This window comes from Paenibacillus nanchangensis, from assembly GCF_046543445.1.
GTDB classification, from domain to species: Bacteria; Bacillota; Bacilli; order Paenibacillales; family Paenibacillaceae; genus Paenibacillus_AQ; species Paenibacillus_AQ nanchangensis.
This window is the reverse complement of the sequence record NZ_JBHOFD010000001.1, coordinates 259,905-275,860: the sequence shown is the minus strand read 5'-3', so window position 1 is coordinate 275,860 and position 15,956 is coordinate 259,905. Positions and strand designations below refer to the sequence as shown.

The 15,956-nt window shown below is 54.3% G+C and carries 16 protein-coding genes; 8 read left to right on the top strand and 8 right to left on the bottom strand.

All coding sequences use genetic code 11. The features are described from left to right. Positions 1 to 51: 51 nt before the first annotated feature. A complete protein-coding gene (locus ACE6ED_RS01320; RefSeq protein ID WP_410825140.1) occupies positions 52 to 684 on the top strand; it encodes a TetR/AcrR family transcriptional regulator in 633 nt (210 codons plus the stop codon). After that, on the top strand, positions 677 to 1,699 hold the full coding sequence (locus ACE6ED_RS01315) for a phosphotransferase (protein WP_410825139.1): 1,023 nt from the start codon (positions 677 to 679) through the stop codon (positions 1,697 to 1,699). Before ACE6ED_RS01320 ends, ACE6ED_RS01315 begins: the two co-directional genes overlap by 8 nt. A gap of 42 nt (positions 1,700 to 1,741) precedes the next feature. Here ACE6ED_RS01315 and ACE6ED_RS01310 read toward each other — a convergent pair whose 3' ends face one another. The 3 genes from ACE6ED_RS01310 to ACE6ED_RS01300 form a co-directional block, all read right to left on the bottom strand. Beyond that, complete coding sequence (locus tag ACE6ED_RS01310; protein ID WP_410825138.1) at positions 1,742 to 2,005, bottom strand: cysteine-rich CWC family protein; 264 nt, start codon at positions 2,003 to 2,005, stop codon at positions 1,742 to 1,744. Positions 2,006 to 2,080: 75 nt separating this feature from the next. After that, complete coding sequence (locus tag ACE6ED_RS01305; protein WP_410825137.1) at positions 2,081 to 2,968, bottom strand: M23 family metallopeptidase; 888 nt, start codon at positions 2,966 to 2,968, stop codon at positions 2,081 to 2,083. Positions 2,969 to 3,163: 195 nt separating this feature from the next. Then, the gene (locus ACE6ED_RS01300) at positions 3,164 to 3,316 is read right to left on the bottom strand and encodes a hypothetical protein (RefSeq protein ID WP_410825136.1); all 153 of its coding nucleotides are present in this window, start codon (positions 3,314 to 3,316) and stop codon (positions 3,164 to 3,166) included. Between ACE6ED_RS01300 and ACE6ED_RS01295 the strand changes: the two genes are divergently transcribed. The 3 genes from ACE6ED_RS01295 (at position 3,303) to ACE6ED_RS01285 (ending at position 5,807) form a co-directional block, all read left to right on the top strand. Next, positions 3,303 to 4,403 carry a UvrB/UvrC motif-containing protein gene (locus tag ACE6ED_RS01295; RefSeq protein ID WP_410825135.1) on the top strand — a complete coding sequence of 367 codons (1,101 nt, stop codon included), beginning with the start codon at positions 3,303 to 3,305 and terminating at the stop codon, positions 4,401 to 4,403. The two genes, ACE6ED_RS01300 and ACE6ED_RS01295, sit on opposite strands and share 14 nt — an antisense overlap. 243 nt (positions 4,404 to 4,646) lie before the next feature. Next, positions 4,647 to 5,243, top strand: coding sequence for a DUF1697 domain-containing protein (locus ACE6ED_RS01290; protein WP_410825188.1), 597 nt, complete (start codon positions 4,647 to 4,649; stop codon positions 5,241 to 5,243). A gap of 81 nt (positions 5,244 to 5,324) precedes the next feature. Next, positions 5,325 to 5,807, top strand: coding sequence for a YfbM family protein (locus tag ACE6ED_RS01285; protein WP_410825134.1), 483 nt, complete (start codon positions 5,325 to 5,327; stop codon positions 5,805 to 5,807). A gap of 70 nt (positions 5,808 to 5,877) precedes the next feature. On the opposite strand, the gene ACE6ED_RS01280 is transcribed toward ACE6ED_RS01285, so the two are convergent. Then, positions 5,878 to 6,393, bottom strand: a complete 516-nt coding sequence (locus tag ACE6ED_RS01280) for a ClbS/DfsB family four-helix bundle protein (RefSeq protein ID WP_410825133.1) — start codon at positions 6,391 to 6,393, stop codon at positions 5,878 to 5,880. Between the two features lie 360 nt (positions 6,394 to 6,753). Here ACE6ED_RS01280 and ACE6ED_RS01275 point away from each other — a divergent pair, with 360 nt between their 5' ends. The 3 genes from ACE6ED_RS01275 (at position 6,754) to ACE6ED_RS01265 (ending at position 10,570) form a co-directional block, all read left to right on the top strand. After that, positions 6,754 to 9,000 carry a hypothetical protein gene (locus ACE6ED_RS01275; protein ID WP_410825132.1) on the top strand — a complete coding sequence of 749 codons (2,247 nt, stop codon included), beginning with the start codon at positions 6,754 to 6,756 and terminating at the stop codon, positions 8,998 to 9,000. Positions 9,001 to 9,175: 175 nt separating this feature from the next. Next, a complete protein-coding gene (locus tag ACE6ED_RS01270) occupies positions 9,176 to 9,763 on the top strand; it encodes a polymer-forming cytoskeletal protein (RefSeq protein WP_410825131.1) in 588 nt (195 codons plus the stop codon). A gap of 324 nt (positions 9,764 to 10,087) precedes the next feature. Then, a complete protein-coding gene (locus ACE6ED_RS01265) occupies positions 10,088 to 10,570 on the top strand; it encodes a DinB family protein (protein WP_410825187.1) in 483 nt (160 codons plus the stop codon). Between the two features lie 98 nt (positions 10,571 to 10,668). Here ACE6ED_RS01265 and ACE6ED_RS01260 read toward each other — a convergent pair whose 3' ends face one another. The 4 genes from ACE6ED_RS01260 to ACE6ED_RS01245 are packed head-to-tail and all read right to left on the bottom strand — an operon-like array spanning position 10,669 to position 15,884. Next, positions 10,669 to 11,448: an ABC transporter ATP-binding protein gene (locus ACE6ED_RS01260; protein WP_410825130.1), complete on the bottom strand. Its 780-nt coding sequence runs from the start codon at positions 11,446 to 11,448 to the stop codon at positions 10,669 to 10,671. A gap of 9 nt (positions 11,449 to 11,457) precedes the next feature. Beyond that, on the bottom strand, positions 11,458 to 13,803 hold the full coding sequence (locus ACE6ED_RS01255) for an ABC transporter permease (RefSeq protein ID WP_410825129.1): 2,346 nt from the start codon (positions 13,801 to 13,803) through the stop codon (positions 11,458 to 11,460). 60 nt (positions 13,804 to 13,863) lie between these two features. Then, the gene (locus ACE6ED_RS01250; RefSeq protein ID WP_410825128.1) at positions 13,864 to 15,198 is read right to left on the bottom strand and encodes an MFS transporter; all 1,335 of its coding nucleotides are present in this window, start codon (positions 15,196 to 15,198) and stop codon (positions 13,864 to 13,866) included. Beyond that, the gene (locus ACE6ED_RS01245; RefSeq protein ID WP_410825127.1) at positions 15,195 to 15,884 is read right to left on the bottom strand and encodes a TetR/AcrR family transcriptional regulator; all 690 of its coding nucleotides are present in this window, start codon (positions 15,882 to 15,884) and stop codon (positions 15,195 to 15,197) included. Before ACE6ED_RS01245 ends, ACE6ED_RS01250 begins: the two co-directional genes overlap by 4 nt. Between the last annotated feature and the right edge of the window lie 72 nt (positions 15,885 to 15,956).

Genomic DNA, 15,956 nt, shown 5'->3' with positions numbered 1-15,956 from the left:
ATGTATTATAGCACGTTGTATTAAAAAAAGAAAAGCATGTATAATAGACGTATGCCAAAAATCGTAGATCACGAAAAACAAAGACAAGCTGTCGCCGAAGCGGCCCTGCGGGTGATCCGCCGCTCGGGGCTGGATTACGCTACCGTCCGCAACATTGCCGAAGAAGCGGGATTATCCGTTGGTTCCATGCGGCACTATTTTTCCTCTCAGGCGGAGCTGTTTGCATTCTGTATGAACTTGTTTGTCAAACGGGTCGAAGAACGGATTGACGGAATGACCTTTAGCGGGCCGGTCCTGCAGGACTTGGTAAAGCTGCTGCTGCAGTTTATGCCGCTGGATGAAGACCGAAAAACGGAAATGGAGGTTTGGTTGTCGTTTAACGCCAAAGGGCTCAGCTATCCGGAGCTCAAAACGCTTAGCAATGAAATGCACGACGGATTGTTCCAGGCATCGGTGTTTACAGTGAAAACGCTGGTGGAGCAGGAGCTGGCGCTGCCGGGTCTGGACGCGGAACTGGAAGCGGAGAAGCTGTATGCGATTATGGACGGGCTGTCGATCCATCATGTGCTGCATCCGGGCCGGATGACCAACGAGCGGCTTGAAGAAATAATCCGACTGCATCTTCATTCGCTGTGCAGCAAGGAAGCACTGGATTCCGGAAAAGGCGGTGACCCGATTGGATGAGGAAGTAGAAGCTATACTGGCGCAGTATGAAGGAGTTTGGAACGGTGCGTTTGAGCGGGCGGAGGGAGGATGGAACAATACAACCCGGCTGCTCCGGCAGGCCAGTGGAGGGGTCGTGCTCCGAATCTACGAGACCCATCGGGACCGGGCCAAAATCGAATTTGAACATGAGGTGCTTCTGCTCCTCAGCGGGCAAAAGCTGCCGTTTCGTGTACCGGTACCGCTCAAGACCCGTTCCGGTGAAACGCTGGTTCAATTGAACGACGGATCGGGGAGGTTTGCCTGTTTGTTCGAGTATATTGAGGGAGAACAAGTGTCAGATCCTTCGCCCATGCTCGGCTATGCGTTTGGCGAAGCCGCGGCCCTGCTGTCCAAGGCGCTTGCCGCCATTTCGCCAGCCGGCACCCCCGCCTATCCGCCGTATTATGAGCTTGCGGCCGCTTATCCGGACTGCACGCCGGAGAGGGTGGCCGCATTCTGCCGGCAGCCTCCCGCGCCGTTCGCTGCATTAAGCGAACCGTTGAACCGGCTTGGCCGGCTGTATGCAGATCTGCCCGGACAGCTGGGAGCACTGCGGCGCCTGCCGCATCAACTGGTGCACGGCGATCTGAATTACTCTAATTTGCTGGCCGATGCCGGCGGCGGGCAGCGGGTGGCGGCACTGCTGGATTTTGAATTCTGTACCTGGGATGTGCGGGCGATGGAAGCGGCTGTGGCCATCTCCGGGTTATCCAAAGGGGAAGATAAGGGCAATGAAGCCGTCCGGCAGTTCTGCCGCGGTTTCGGCGGTCAGCTGCGGCTGACGCGGGAAGAAGCCGACGCGGTTCCGGCGCTGCTGCATCTGCGTAAGCTGGATGTATTCCTGCATTTTCTGACCCGCTACTGGAACGGCGTAGACGGAGCGGATCCCCTGATCCGGCAAATCGGTCAGCAGGCGGCTGAGCTGGACCAACTGGAACGGAATATGCCTTGGTTAACTGAGACGGTTAAGGAGGAAATGCTGGAGAAGCCCTGAGTATTAATCAGCTTCGGCTGCGGCAGGGCATCCGCTGCAGATTCAGTCCGCTTTCAAGAGCTGCAGACAATTTGGACAAATGCAGGCGTCTTCAGGAACATCATCGGCTGACGAGCCAAGCGCTTCGCGCGGGGGAAAGGTTTCTTTCATACACCAGCAAGCGCCGGGTTCCCGGCCTGCCGCCGCAGCGCAGCCGTTTGGCTCTCCGCACAGCGGGCAGCGTCCGGCAGCAGCTGTGGAGTTCCGGCTGGAACGGGTGGCACCGGTTTCCGAGGGCGAATGTTCATTGGGGAAGTGGTTAGTCATCTGTAGCGCCTCCTTCTACCGGAAGTATAGCATAAAGAGGACGGTCAGTTTCGGCTGACCGTCCTCTTTACGTGGTTAGTTGGCGGCATTTGGAGTGACAACGGTCCCTTTGACCGGCATTGCGCCGCCATCCGTACCTTTAAAATACAGAGGCAGCCCCTCTGCGAGTATGGGGTACGGGGTCTTCAGCGGATTTTGGCGCTGGTGGTGGATATGCAGATGCGGTTCGGACGTCGATCCGCTGTTGCCGACCCGGCCCAGCACGTCGCCTGTTTTTACACGGTCACCGGTTTTCACCTTCAGGCTGCCCTGCTTAAAATGATTAAGCAGCAGGTAAGTGCCCTCGGGCTCCAGCCGGATATAAACATGATTGCCTTCCATCGTTGCGCTTTCCTCGTCCCCCGGCCGGAGATCCGCTTCACCGTCATACGCCTGGATAACGATTCCGTCTGCGGGAGAAAGCACTTCCTGATCCCACACTCCGTAATCCTCCGGCCGGTTGGTTCCCGTGCTGTAAGGCTCCATCACCAGATCGTAAGCCCACCGCTCGGACGCCCAAACCGCATGCGGCAAATTGTCGTTCACCGAGTCGCCGCCCCAGCCGACGACCGCTGCTTTCGCAAATGGCCAGCTTACGGTCACACCTGGTCCGGCTTGAGCGATGGTGATCGGGTAAGCCAGTTTGGCTACATTCATAGTCAGCAGCAGATGGGAGGACCAGACGGCGCACAGCAGCAGGCTGATCAGCTTACACCCCAGCGGTTTTTTCTTTGCTGCACGGAGGGCCAAAGTCAGCAGATGATACACTAAGCCCAGCAGACCGGCAAACGGCACGACCAGCTTCAGTGATGCCCAGGCATACGTGCCGGGAAGGCCGTGGATAACCGCAGCGGTAACCCACAAAAGCAGGATAACCGCCGCCAGCAGGATATTCCCATAACCAAATTTTCGCAATACTCGCATCATTCCACTCCTAGTCCAAATAAATTACGCCGCGTTGTTTGCTGAAACGAAAAGCGCCGCAGCCCTTCCATTCATCGGGATAAGGCGGCACGATCACTGCTCCGGCAAAATGCTGCGGTCATTAGACATGTACAATCTTCCAAATGGATGGGATAATATGTCTATCTATTAGACGCCGGCATCGCGGGAAACCCTTCACCAATTTTTGCGGAAGCAGCTGTTGCGGAAGCGGCCATAGAAGCAAGGTGCAGGCGTCCCCTTTCCAATGGCAGCTGCGGTGAAGAGCCGCGCCTGTCCGGTGAAGGGATAGACAGAGGAGCGTGGAACAAACAGCATGATAAAAGACATCGTAGACAACCTCCCCCTGGTTCCGGGCGTGTATTTGATGAAAGACGCACACGGAGATATTTTGTATGTCGGCAAATCCAAATGTTTGAAAAAGCGGGTCCAATCCTATTTTTATCACAACAAATCGCACGCGCCCAAAATCAAACGGCTGGTCAGCAACGTACGCGGGCTCGACTACCGGGTAACCGATACGGAGTTTGAAGCGCTGATGCTGGAATGCAGGCTGATCCGGGAGCTGCAGCCGATGTACAACAAAAAGCTGAAGACGCCCGCCGCGTACGCATTTATCACCGTCCGTGATGTCCGTGGTATCCGCCGGATCGAGGTGGCCGATCAGCCCGTCGCCCAGGCCGGCCAGCGGCTGATCGGTCCGTATACGGCCAATCACGGCACGCTGGAACGAGCGCTGCAGGGCATCCGCGAGACGTTCCGGATTGATTGCGCCCGAAGCGCGCGGGCCGGATCGGCCTGTTTGAATCATGCGCTGGGCCGCTGCCAAGGCGCATGCCTCGGCGGACCGGCGGCGGATCGGCATAACGAAATCATCAGCCGGGTGGCCGCGCTGTTGGAAGGGACCGACCGGAGTCTGCGCGAAGAAATGGAGCGGATGATGCATGAGGCGTCCGCAAGCTTCGACTTTGAAGCGGCGGCCAAGCTCCGCGACGATCTGACTGCGGTCGACCACCTGCTGAGGAACGGGACGATGATCGGTTTTGCTTCGGAAGGCTGCTGCAATCTGGTCGCCGAACCAATGGATGATAACGGAGTGAAGCTGTTTCTTGTCCGGCGCAATCAAGTGTTGTGGAGCGGCTATTTCGGCTGGAACAGCAGCGGCACGGGACTGGCGGTTCCCACACCGGTAGTGGCCGGGGCAATGTCCTGCGCCTTCCGTGAGAGTCCTCCCATGGCAGCGGGTCCGGTCCGGAGAGAAGAAATCGATGAAGCGCAGATTATTTACAGTTATCTTCACAGCGGAAACTGTGCTTATCTGAGCATTCCGGATGAATGGCTGCAGCCGGAGACCGGCGAACCGCTGTGCCAGGCGGTAGAAGAGCTGCTGGGCTCCGTCACTGCGGGGATTAAATAGGAGGTCTGAGCACACCTAATGCTGAAAAGCAACGAGCAGTTGCTGGTCGAATTTTATGTCCGACTCACGCTGATCGGGTCGCTGGCGGAAGTGACCGAAGCAGGGTGGAAGCTACCATTGGCGCCGGGCAAATGGCCGGCCAAAGCGCTGGTCTGTCATCTGATATTGTGGGTAGACATGACCGGCATCACAGCAGGCAGCTGGATAAATGGCTCAACATGCTGCGGACGGAGGGGGAAAACGATGATTTATGCGGCGCTGCTGCGCGGAATTAATGTTGGCGGCAATAACAAAATCGATATGAAACAGCTGAAGCTGACATTCGAGCAGTCGGGGATGACAGCGGTGAAGACGTATATCAACTCAGGCAATATCATTTTTGCGGATACCGGGCGTTCCCGGCTGGAGATCGCGGCAGTGCTGGAACAAGCGATTCTGGCCGATTACGGCCTGGACATCCGCGTGCTGGTGCGCAGCATTGTCGATATGGCGGCAATCAATGCAGCGATCCCGGCCGATTGGACCAATGACAGCCGGATGAAAAGCGATTGTCTGTTTCTTTGGGATGAAATTGACCATCCGTCGATCCTGGAGCGCATGACGATGAAGCCAGAGGTCGATACAGTGTTTTATGTGCCCGGAGCGGTTTTGTTTTCGGTCCCTAAAGACAAGGTTACGCGCAGCGGAATGCTTAAGCTGGCAGGTACGGCCTTATACAAACAAATGACCGTACGGAATGTGAACACGGCGAGGAAAATTTTTGAGCTGATGCAGGCGGCGGAAGTGCAAGAACCGGCCGGTGGAACAGCCGGCAGCGGAAGTGCAGAAATTAGCTCGTGAACAGCCTGCTGCAGGTCACGGGAGAAGTTAAGCAGTAGAATCAGCATTTATCTTACTAGTGCTAGGAGAGGGGAAGATCATATGGGGATGATTGGTCAAATGCGTGCGGTGACGGAGCTGACGCTGCTGCAGCTGCAGCGGGGAAAATTGATTATTGAGGATTTGCTGTTCAGTGAAGCGGAAGACGAGGGAGTACTGGATCTCGACAAGGCCTGGCATGGCATTCATTATCTGCTGAACCAATCCGCCTGGGAAGGGGAGGAGCCTTTGTTCAACGCGGTGCTTGGCGGGTCGCCGATCGGCGACGATTTGGGTTATGGTCCGGCACGATCGTTGACACCGGCCCAGGTTAAACAGGTGGCTGCCGCCCTGCCGGTTATTAATGAAGGGAACTTGGCGAACTATTATCATCCGGAGGAAATGAACGAACTTCCCTTATATCCCGATATCGATTGGCAGGCGGCGGAAGAAGGAGATTATTTGCTTTCTTATTATAAAGAGATGTATGCCTATTACCAGCAGGCGGCGGAAAAAGGAGAAGGCATGCTGCTGTACATTGTGTAGACGCCTGCTTACTGTACTTAAAAAAACGCAGCCGGGAAAGGTTAACCCTCCCGGCTGTTTGCGCGGGGATCTAGCCGCGCGCCTTCTTCCACTTCCGGATTTTACTCCGGAACGATTTGAACGGAGCGGCCGAGTTGATGTGAATCCAGCGCACCATCGGCCATGCCGGGAGATCGCCGGTCCACCGGCGGATACCTTGCGTAAACAGCTCCTCTTCGCTCAACGTATCAATCCACGCCAGAAACTGGCCTTCCAGCTCCTGAAACTGTTCCCTCAGCTCAGCGAGTGTGTTCGCTTTATACCGGTCATAAAACGACTGGTATAATCCTCCAAGCTGATTCCATTTGTGTCCGGGAGCCGGCATCTCCGGTATTTGGCCGGCGCATTCGCTCCGGTCCCAGCCCATCACCAGTTCCAGCCAGCCAAGCTGGTAGGCGATGATTTCCGACGGCGTGCGGTCCACATCCGGCAGACGCAGATGAAGCTCCTCCTCGGAAACCTCATCAAATTCCGCGTCCAGCTTCAGATAAGCTTCATGAATCGCCTGCTTCAGCTCCTGCTTCGATGCATATTGATAGCTTGCCATGTGCGTTATAACCTCCTGATTCGCTTATAGCGTATGTATTAACAGATTAATATAAGCAAATTTTAACACGTATACCTGACAGCAGTGCGTCCAGTTTGTCATAAAAAACGGCAAAAATGGAAACTTCCCGGCTGATCCGGTAAACAGCGGCATACACACGAATGAAGAAACCAAGAGCCGGGGGGACTAAGCGATCATGGTTGCAAGGGCCCGGCATGAGGCTGGTCCGTTGGGGCAAATGCGCATAACAGAAACAAATCTATGAGACCTGAGCCGGAAAAATAGGCGATTTCGTGCGATATTTTGGAAATCACCATTGTCCTTGTGGTAACCTCTTTACTGAAAGCAGGAGGGGAGATAATGAAAATTCGCAAATTTTTATTTATGTTTGTCTATTTTATACCGGCTGTGTTCCTGAGCTTTATGGTATGGAGGGATTACAGCGGCAGATACCTTGCGGAGGAGAGCCTGCCAAAGGTAAAGCAGGCGTTTTATCTGGACGCCGGCCGTAAGGCCGTGCTGATCACAAACGGGGATTACGACCTGAATGCCAACCTGTACGATACCGCCACCGGTCAAAAGACAACATCGGTGCAGATGAGAAGCGGTCCAAGCCAGGAGCTGTTGGCTACGTATCAGCAGGGTAAGCTGATCGCAGCCACTCTTGAACCTGGATGGGGGCTGTCGGTCTATGCTATTGATCCGTCCGGGCAGTCCGAAGAGCTGGTCATGGGAACCATCGATATGCAAAGCAATTTAACCGGGAATGCTTATGTATGGCGGGGGCGCCTCATGTTTTCTAGGGACACGGAGCTTCAGGCGGTGAATGTCGGCGTCGTTGAAGCGGCCAAGCTGAAAAATGCCAATCTGAACGGCTGGAGCAAACTGCCGATGAGGCCGGAGCGGATTGCGCCGGTTTTTAATTTGAAGCCGAATGAGCTGCCAGTCCCGTTTTATGAAGCTGATTTGATTGATGGACGCACGGTGTATGTCAGCGGTCTAATCAAGCCGGACGGTAAGCCGGACATAATGATCGTGGAGAAGGATACGGCTTTTTTTGTATCCCAGCCAATTGCGATCAAACAGTTCTCAAAAACGTTTGGCCGCGATGCCACCCGGCTGCTGAAACAGGAAAGCGACTTTCCCGGACGCGTCCGGTTTTACAACTCGGTAACCGGCGACTACGGACCTTATGTTCCTACTCCGAAGCCGCTGTATCAGACCTTGGTCTTCCCGCTGAATGACGAGGAGACACTGATTGCCGGTTCGACCGCAGAAGATGAGCTGAACGGGACGACAGCAGGGTACCTTTATAATGAAAAGTCAAAGAAATTAACAGATGTGACGCCGTTTTTGACGCATTTGACCTATGATGATCTGAAATCCAATCAGATCACTTTTTACAAGGAAACGAATGCAGGCGAGCTGTATTTCTCTTCACCAGAAGCCGGTGCGGGATGGGCTGACACAGCGGGCACAGGGAATATGGGAATCATGACCATGCCTGATATGGAAGCTTTATTAAGAGGACCAGTAGGCGACGGGCCGTCCGTACAGAAATTCATCGATTATGTCAAGGAAGGCGGCGCGCTGGTGATTAACTGGGCGGCATGGCTGGTTATTCCGCTGGTATCGCTTTTTGGCCTTCCGCTGATCCTGATGCTGCTGCAGCGGCGGCATAAACGGCAAATCGAGGACGGTGAGCTGATTCAAGGCACCATCGCCGATTATTACGAGACGGGAACGTATGTGAACGAACAACCGCAAGTCGCTTTCAAAATCCGGTTCGAGGACGAAGGGATCATGAAAGAAGTGGAGGTCCGCAAAGTGGTCTCCTACCTCACGGAAATGCGGCGCGGGATGCCGGTCATGATCAGCTACAACCGCAAAAAGCATAAGGCCGTTCTGGTAACGGAGCGCGACCTGCCGGACCAACGGCCGGAAATGATCCGCGGCGCGGTGCTGCGCAGCGTCGACCGGCACGGCAGCGTCAACCGGGGAACTGCGGTGCTGCTGCATTTTGAAGCGGAGGGCCGTACCTATTCCGTGCCCGCCGTGCAGCCCGCCGGGTTCGAATACCGGACCGGCGAACGGGCGAATCTGATTTCGGTCGGCGGACTGATTCGTCTGTACCGGTACAAAACACTGGAGGAATACGACGAGTCGAGAAATGTCACCCTGGAAGGACAGGTAGCTAAAGTTGAACGCTATCCGGTAACCGTATCGGGCCGTCAGCTTCAGCTTTTGGAAGTGATGGTTACCATTGGGGATAAAAGGGTAAAGAAAATCAACAGCCAATTTGTTCCTCAGAACCTTCATGTGACAACGGATACTGTCCTTCCGGTTGTGATGGAGCAAGGCGAGCTGGATAAGGAGCAGCGGCTGCTGGCGGGCAAACAAGGCGCCGCACGGGTCCTTCGCGTTGAGTACAATGGAACCAAGGGCGAACGGCCAATGGCACGGATCCTGGTTGAACGCGGCGGCGGCGAATACCGGATCGAGCAGTCGATTGAGCCGGTGTACGGCGTGATGCCGGGCGACGAACTGTGGATCGCGTATGACGAATCGACACGGGAAGCGCTGATTCTGAATTATGCTTCCGTTTGATTTTGCCCCGGATTGTGATTAATCGTTATCATCATATCCTGTGTCTTATCCAGGATTTTGTCGAATTTAATGAAATTATGACGAAAATAGAATGCGATCTATGATGTTTATCACATTTAATAATTAAAATTTGATGTATACTGGGCACATAAAACAGAGAAGGGGAGAAATCATCATGAAACTGATTAAAGGATTGGTAGTAGCAGGCGTATCGGCGGCTTTACTTGCAGGCTGCGGCTCGAACAACGGAGAAGAAGCGGGAAGCCCTGCGGCATCGGCTCCGGCGGCAACCGCACCAGCAGCAACCGCTCCCGCTGCAGGACAGCAAACCGATGCGAAAACGACAGCATCGATCGTCAATGATGCCGATGCTTTCAGCAAAGCAGTCGGACAGGACGGCACCTGGATTATCGCTATTCTCAACGACCTTACAGTGGACTCGGATGTCACTGTAGCCGGCGAATTCCATGACAAAAACGATCCTGCCAAGGACATTTACCGCAAAATTGCGTTGTATTCGCAGGACGCTGACCACAATATCACCGCTTCCTATACGCTGACTGTGCCGAAGCTTACCGTTCAAAGCGAGAACCTTAGAATCCAAGGCGGTACAGTGAAAGGCGATGTAGTTGTTGAAGCAAACGGATTTAACCTCGACAAAACGGCAACCATCGACGGCAACCTGTATTTTGCCAACGCCGATGTGCAGGCCAGCGCAAAAATCGACGGCAAAGTAACCGGCAAAAACGAAGTTCAACAATAATTTATAGCAGCAGGGAACAAAGTGATTTGCTGTGAAGACCCGATCGGCGGATGCCGGCCGGGTTTTTTGCTTCTCGGCTGCACTTTGCGGCCCAAACCAGCTAAGGGCTGAAAACAGGGAGAAGCAGGAAGAAGTAGGAAGAAGCAGGAAGAAGCAGGAAGAAGCAGGAAGAAGCAGGAAGAAGCAGGAAGAAGCAGGGGTGGAGCAGGGGTGGAGCAGGCGAAAAAGAGTATAACCGTTTTCTGCCTAACCGTCAGGTGAGTCTTGTGATAAGCTACAGATAGGTTAAATCATGCGGAAACAAGGAGATGAGCAATGAAAAAGATGGATGCCCAAGCCGTATTGGCCGATATGCTGCGAGCGAATGCTGACGATCCCAGCTGGTATCCGCCATTTAAAGAGGCGGTGCAGGATTTGAGCGAGGCAGAAGCGCTATGGAAACCCGGCGAACAAATGCACAGCATCGCAGAGCTTATGCGGCATTTGCTGTACTGGAACGAAACATGGCAGATCAGGTACCTGGAGCAAAATATTGGCGCGGTTCCTCCGGTTGCCAACAATGCTTCAACTTTTGTTATGTACGGGGATATTCCGTTGTCCGAGTTAAAGCAGCGGCTGCTGGACACCCTGCTGAAATGGCAGGACCTGCTGCCTGTTCATCCATTGGAGGCGGAAGCGGAGGGACTTGGCGGGGCATGGTGGCAGGTCGCCGGAAACGTCGCGAGCCATAATACTTACCACATCGGGCAAATTGTGCTGCTGCGCAAATTGTGGGTAACAACAGCAAGGCTCCCCGGCAGTCGTTAGGTCTCGCACTTTATCGAAGTAAACTATATCGTCAGCAAAAAGGAGCGGAGTTCCGCTCCCTCCAGGCTTTTGCGCAACCAGCAGCGGCAGCCATTGCGTTACTTGTTTTTTATATCACTTGCCAAGCAGGCCAGCCACCGGCTAAGCTGTTGTTCCCGCTGGGCGGATTCCCCGGCGTAGAGGCCCAAACGAAGTTCACCCGCCAGCCTGCCGTCCAGCAGATAAAGCACCCGTTCCGCCCGGGCCGCAACCCTTGTATCATGGGTGACCAGAATGACGGTTGTGCCCGATAAGTGGATGTCCTGAATGATGGACATGATCTGGTCCGCCGACTCCGAATTGAGCGCTCCGGTCGGCTCGTCCCCGAACACAACCGCAGGCCGGTTGATCAGCGCCCGGCAAATAGCTGCCCGCTGCAGCTGCCCGCCCGATACCTGCGTGATTTCCCGCTGTTCCAATCCTTCTATTCCTGCACGCCGCATCAAATTTGCCGCCCGGGTATTCAGCTCTCCTCTTGGTCCTGTCTTGGCACGGTAAGCCGGCAGCAAAATGTTATCCAGGATACTCAGATTTTTTAACAAATGCATATGCTGAAAAATAAACCCCATTTTCTTCAGCCGGAGATCGGCCAGCTGCCGTTCCGTCTGCCCGTTATAAGACAGGCCGTCAAACCGGACGGTCCCCGAGGTGAGCTCATCCATACTGCTAAGCGCGTAAAGAAGCGTAGACTTGCCAGAACCCGACGGGCCCATGATGGCGGTGAATTCCCCTTTGGAAAACTGAACCGAAACGCTATCAAGAATCGGTTGCGGCGGCCCGGCGCCATTGGCAAATTGTTTTGTAATGTTGTTGGCTTCAAGCAGATACACAGAGCGCATCCTCCATTTTTATGCAGCTATACGGCGTGCTGCAGCCGTACCATCCGCAGTTTTTGTATTAAGCAGTGTCGCTGCCACTCCGATTGCCGCAAATAAGCATGGAATCAAAATATAGGCGACACCCGGCTGAATTTCCAACCGGACGGCCGACGCTCCCATCATACCTCCTGCCGCCTGAAGCAGTCCCCGGCCTATCGTTCCCGCCGCAAGCATTCCCAGCAGAATTCCGGTAAAGACCGCAGCAAGCAGCGCTGTTAGATACTGCGCTCGAATATCCCTTTTGCTGAACCCGATGCAGCTCAAAACAGCAATCCGCGAGGCTTCTCCGGTCAAGCGCATACTCACAAACAAAGCGGTTAACAACCCGGCCACCGTCCCGGAGACGGCTATGGCTAACAATGTGACGGTATGGAGCTGATTGATTGTGCCCCCTAATGTCTGGTTTAAATAATGGTCGATCGGCGTTACTTTGGCTGGCGAAAACCGTGCTTCGTAACGGTCCGCTTTTGCCGCAGCATCAATCCCCGGCTGGATGTCCAAAGCTACCGTATACCAGAGAAGGGTGTCGGGATTCGGAGGGACAATTGCTTTCGCCGTACGCCCGCCGTTTGTGATGTCCTGGTAAACGCCGGAAACCCTTAAATCCCGCCCGGACCCGTTGACCAGCATGTGCAGCGTATCGCCCGGCTGTTTTTTTAATTCTTCCGCATTCAATTCGGAAAGAGCAATCTCTCCCTCGGCCGACGGAGCCTGTCCGCGTGTGTAGGACAGAGGGAATAAGCTGAAATCCCCCGTTTCTACTTGAAGACTAACGCGCTCCTCTCCCGCATCCTGAACAAGGAAACGGCTTGTGACTAGAGGCGAATATTTCCGGATCTCCGGGTCTGACCGGAGGGCAGCGACCAGCTCCCGGAATTTATTTCCTCCTTCCTCGGATGCGGGAAGGTCGATTCGCAAATCGCTTTTGCCGACGCCCATGTAGGTGATGAAATTTGGCGATTTGAGCGTATGCAGCAGGTTGAGGGGAACAACCATAATAAAAAAACAAACGGCAAAAACGGAAACAAGCAGACCATATAAACGGAGTTGTCCCGCCAGTTCTTTGAAGCCGATGAGCAAATTGATAGGTAAGCGGCGGCTTCGGGCAAGAACCGGCATGCGTCCCGCTTTGACGGATGTTCCGCCTGCCTCGTTGCGCAGTGCGGCATAAGGGGATATCCGGCCAAGACGCCGCAAAAACCGGCTGCACATTCCAGTGGTTATCCCGAATACAGCTATAGCCGCAAGCGCCGGATAGAGATAGCCTGCGCGGGAGGGGCTGACGGAACCAAGGTACAGTCCGATATTGGCGGTGAACATGCTCCCCGCACCCAGTAAGGCTGTATAACCCAAAATGGATGCAGCCCAGGCTATCACGGCATATTTGGTCAAGTACAGCCTTCGCAAGTCGCCGGATGGCAGGCCAATGGCTTTCAGCATTCCGATTTCCGCGGCCTCTTCCTCAAGCTTCGCAATTACGGTAAACCGGAGGCAGAGAAGGGCCACAAGCAGCAGCAGGCCGCTGACCACTATAATCACGCCCGCGATCAATCCGTCCGTAAGAGAATTAAGCATCCTGAACAGACCGTAGTCGACCGAAGGCCCCCTTGCCGGCAAACCGGCGGACTCGTAAGACCTTTGGAATTCGTTTAACCGTGACGGATCGGTTAGCTGGAATTCAATTAAAAATTCGGACTGGCCCAACCGGGCCGATTTCATCGCTTCATAATCACGGTCACTAACCACAAATCGCTTGGAGCTGACGATTGCCGGGTTCATTTGAACGTCACGAACCAGGCCGGCTATCCGTAAAGTGCGGGAATACGAATGGCCGGTCAGACGGACTTCGTCACCGACCTCCAGGTTGTTTTTCTGCAGGTAATAAATAGGGACGGCGATTTCCCCTTCTTGGACCTCCACTGGGCGATTATCTTTGTCCAGTAAAAAATCAAATAGAGGGTTCTGCTTCACCAGACCGAGATCCATCACTCCGCCAGTTTCCGGTTTACCACCCTGGCCGAGCCGGATCTGCGAACCGTCGATCACCAGCATCTCCGCCGTCTGATGCTTGGCGACAAGCGGATTGGCATCTGAGAAAGCGCGGATTTGTCCTTCATCCACGTCTCCGCTATGCATTTGAACAAAATGAGGCGTATCCGCCGCTTCCAACAGCCTGTTCAGTGATCCGGACAGTTCGGCTAGGATTCGGACAGCGCCTCCGGCAAGCAGTGTCGATATCGTTAGAAACAGCAGGATGCCGAAAGTAACGATTTTGTGCCGCATTAGGTCCTTTACAGCCAGTTTAAACAGCATCATGTGCTCCCTTCCCATAAGCGGCCGCAGCCATATAAAAGATAAATAGTCAGCAATTGAAGGTTAGGCCCGCCGTTCCAGCTCCCGCAGAGCCCCTAGACGGGAGACGATCCAAGCGATCAGAACTATAGCGGCTCCCAGCAGAATCAGCATAAATCCGATTCCGCGGCCTGCTCCCGTACCGATCCACGCCCCCAGCGATGCGGCAAGCTTGCCCCCTTTCTCCAGCAGCGGATTAAACCAGCGGTCTGCTGCAGGTCCCGCAACTGCATAAGCCACAACGTATCCCGTTTGAGACAAAATACCGATAATTCCCCACGCTCTGCCCTGGGCTTCATTCGGAATGGTACGCCGAATCAGTACTTCCGCGCTTGTGTTAACAAAAGGAAGCGAGGAGAAGAACAGAAATGCCGCAGCGGTGATGATGACAACGTTCACGGAAGCCCCAATAAACATCAGGAATAAGCCGGCCATTACCAACCCTAGAGACAAAAACCGGAGAAGATACCGTTCGATATGGAGAATTCCGACAATCAGACTTCCTGCCAGCAATCCCGTTGCACTGATGGAGAGGACGGTGCCAAGGGTATCGGCATCGGTTAGGGGAAGCAGCAGCGGAGTAAACAGGGTCTGCACAAATCCCACATTAAAAGTAACGGCGGCAAGCATACCGGTTAACAGCAGTACGCCCGTTTCGCTTCTCACCATCCTCCAGCCGGCCATGAGCTCCCCGATTGCGGACCGGTTCGGATCCGCCGGTTGAACCAGACCAGGCGCAGACGGGCTTGCTGTTACTTCGCCGGGCTGCGCGGGGCGGGTATTTTGTCTGCGCACAGCGGCAATTGCAAAAATGGTTACAGCAAACGTCCCGATGTCCAAAATCAAAATCCACTGGATGTCCAAAACCATCAGCAGCTGCCCGGCCAGGACGGGGGATAGCAAATATTTGGAGGCGGCCGCTAGCTGCACCATACCGCTTGCCCGCGCATACTGCTGCTCACCAAGCAAATCGGTAATGGATGCTTTATAGGCGGGATCAAGCAGCGATCCAAAAACCGAGCTGATGCCCATGCCAACGCAGATGTGCCACACCTGAAGCTCCCCCGTCAGCATCACACCCACGATGCAGAACAGTCCCGCTGCAGAACCAAGATCCCCAAGTATCATTAACAACCGGCGATCGTACCGGTCTGCCAGAACACCGCTGATTGGACTCAGCAAAATGGACGGCAGGAAAGCGCATAACGTTACCATGGACACGGAAGCCGCTGTACCTGTCTGCTGAAAGACATAGATTCCCAGTACAAAGGCAGTCAGTCCGCTACCAATGCTCGAAACCCACTCCCCCAGCCAAAGCACAACAAAACGGGAGAAACCCGAGCGGGAATTCGTTCTCATGTGTTGGAGCCGGCTGCGTTTTCAGCATCAGGGCGGTCTTTTTCCTTTCGCTGGTCCGGACTCTGACCGAACATGCCGGCCGCATAAGCCAAGCTTCCGGTTTCCGCTCCAAGAACGGTCTCCATGATGTGAATAAATGCTTCAATTTTGCGGGACAGCGCTTCGGGCTGCCAATGGAACAGTCCTTCATCGAACAGAAACTGGGAAGCGGCCAGCAGAAATTCGACCGATTCCCGCGGAAAAGGGGTATGAAATAGCCCTTCCGCCTTGCCTTGTTCGATCACCCGGGTCAGCACCGGAGTCAGCCGCAGCAGCGTTTCCGTAAGGCTTTTCTGATGAAGCAGCGCATTTTGCGGTTCGTGAAACTGTTCCAGCAGCCGTTCCTGAACGCCAGCTTCGGGTTTTTGCGCCATGACCACCCGAAGCAGCTTCTCGTGTACTGTCAAGCCGGGGTCTGAAACAATCTGTTCCGCTGCGGCAACCCCTGCTTCGATGTAACGGATAACTACCGCATCCATCATCTCTTCTTTTGACTTGAAATAATGATAAAATGTCCCTTTGGCAATACCGGCAGCCTGTAAAATGTCCTGAACGGTTGTTTGGTCGTAGCCTTTAGTGAAAAATAGTGACTCCGCTGTATCCAGCAGTTCGTTTTTTCGAGTATGGTGGGATTTTACCGTTCTCATCGTTCCCCTCCTTGTTGTAGACCGACCGTCGGTCTATTTATAAGCATTATGAGTCTGCTTTGGCCCCTTTGT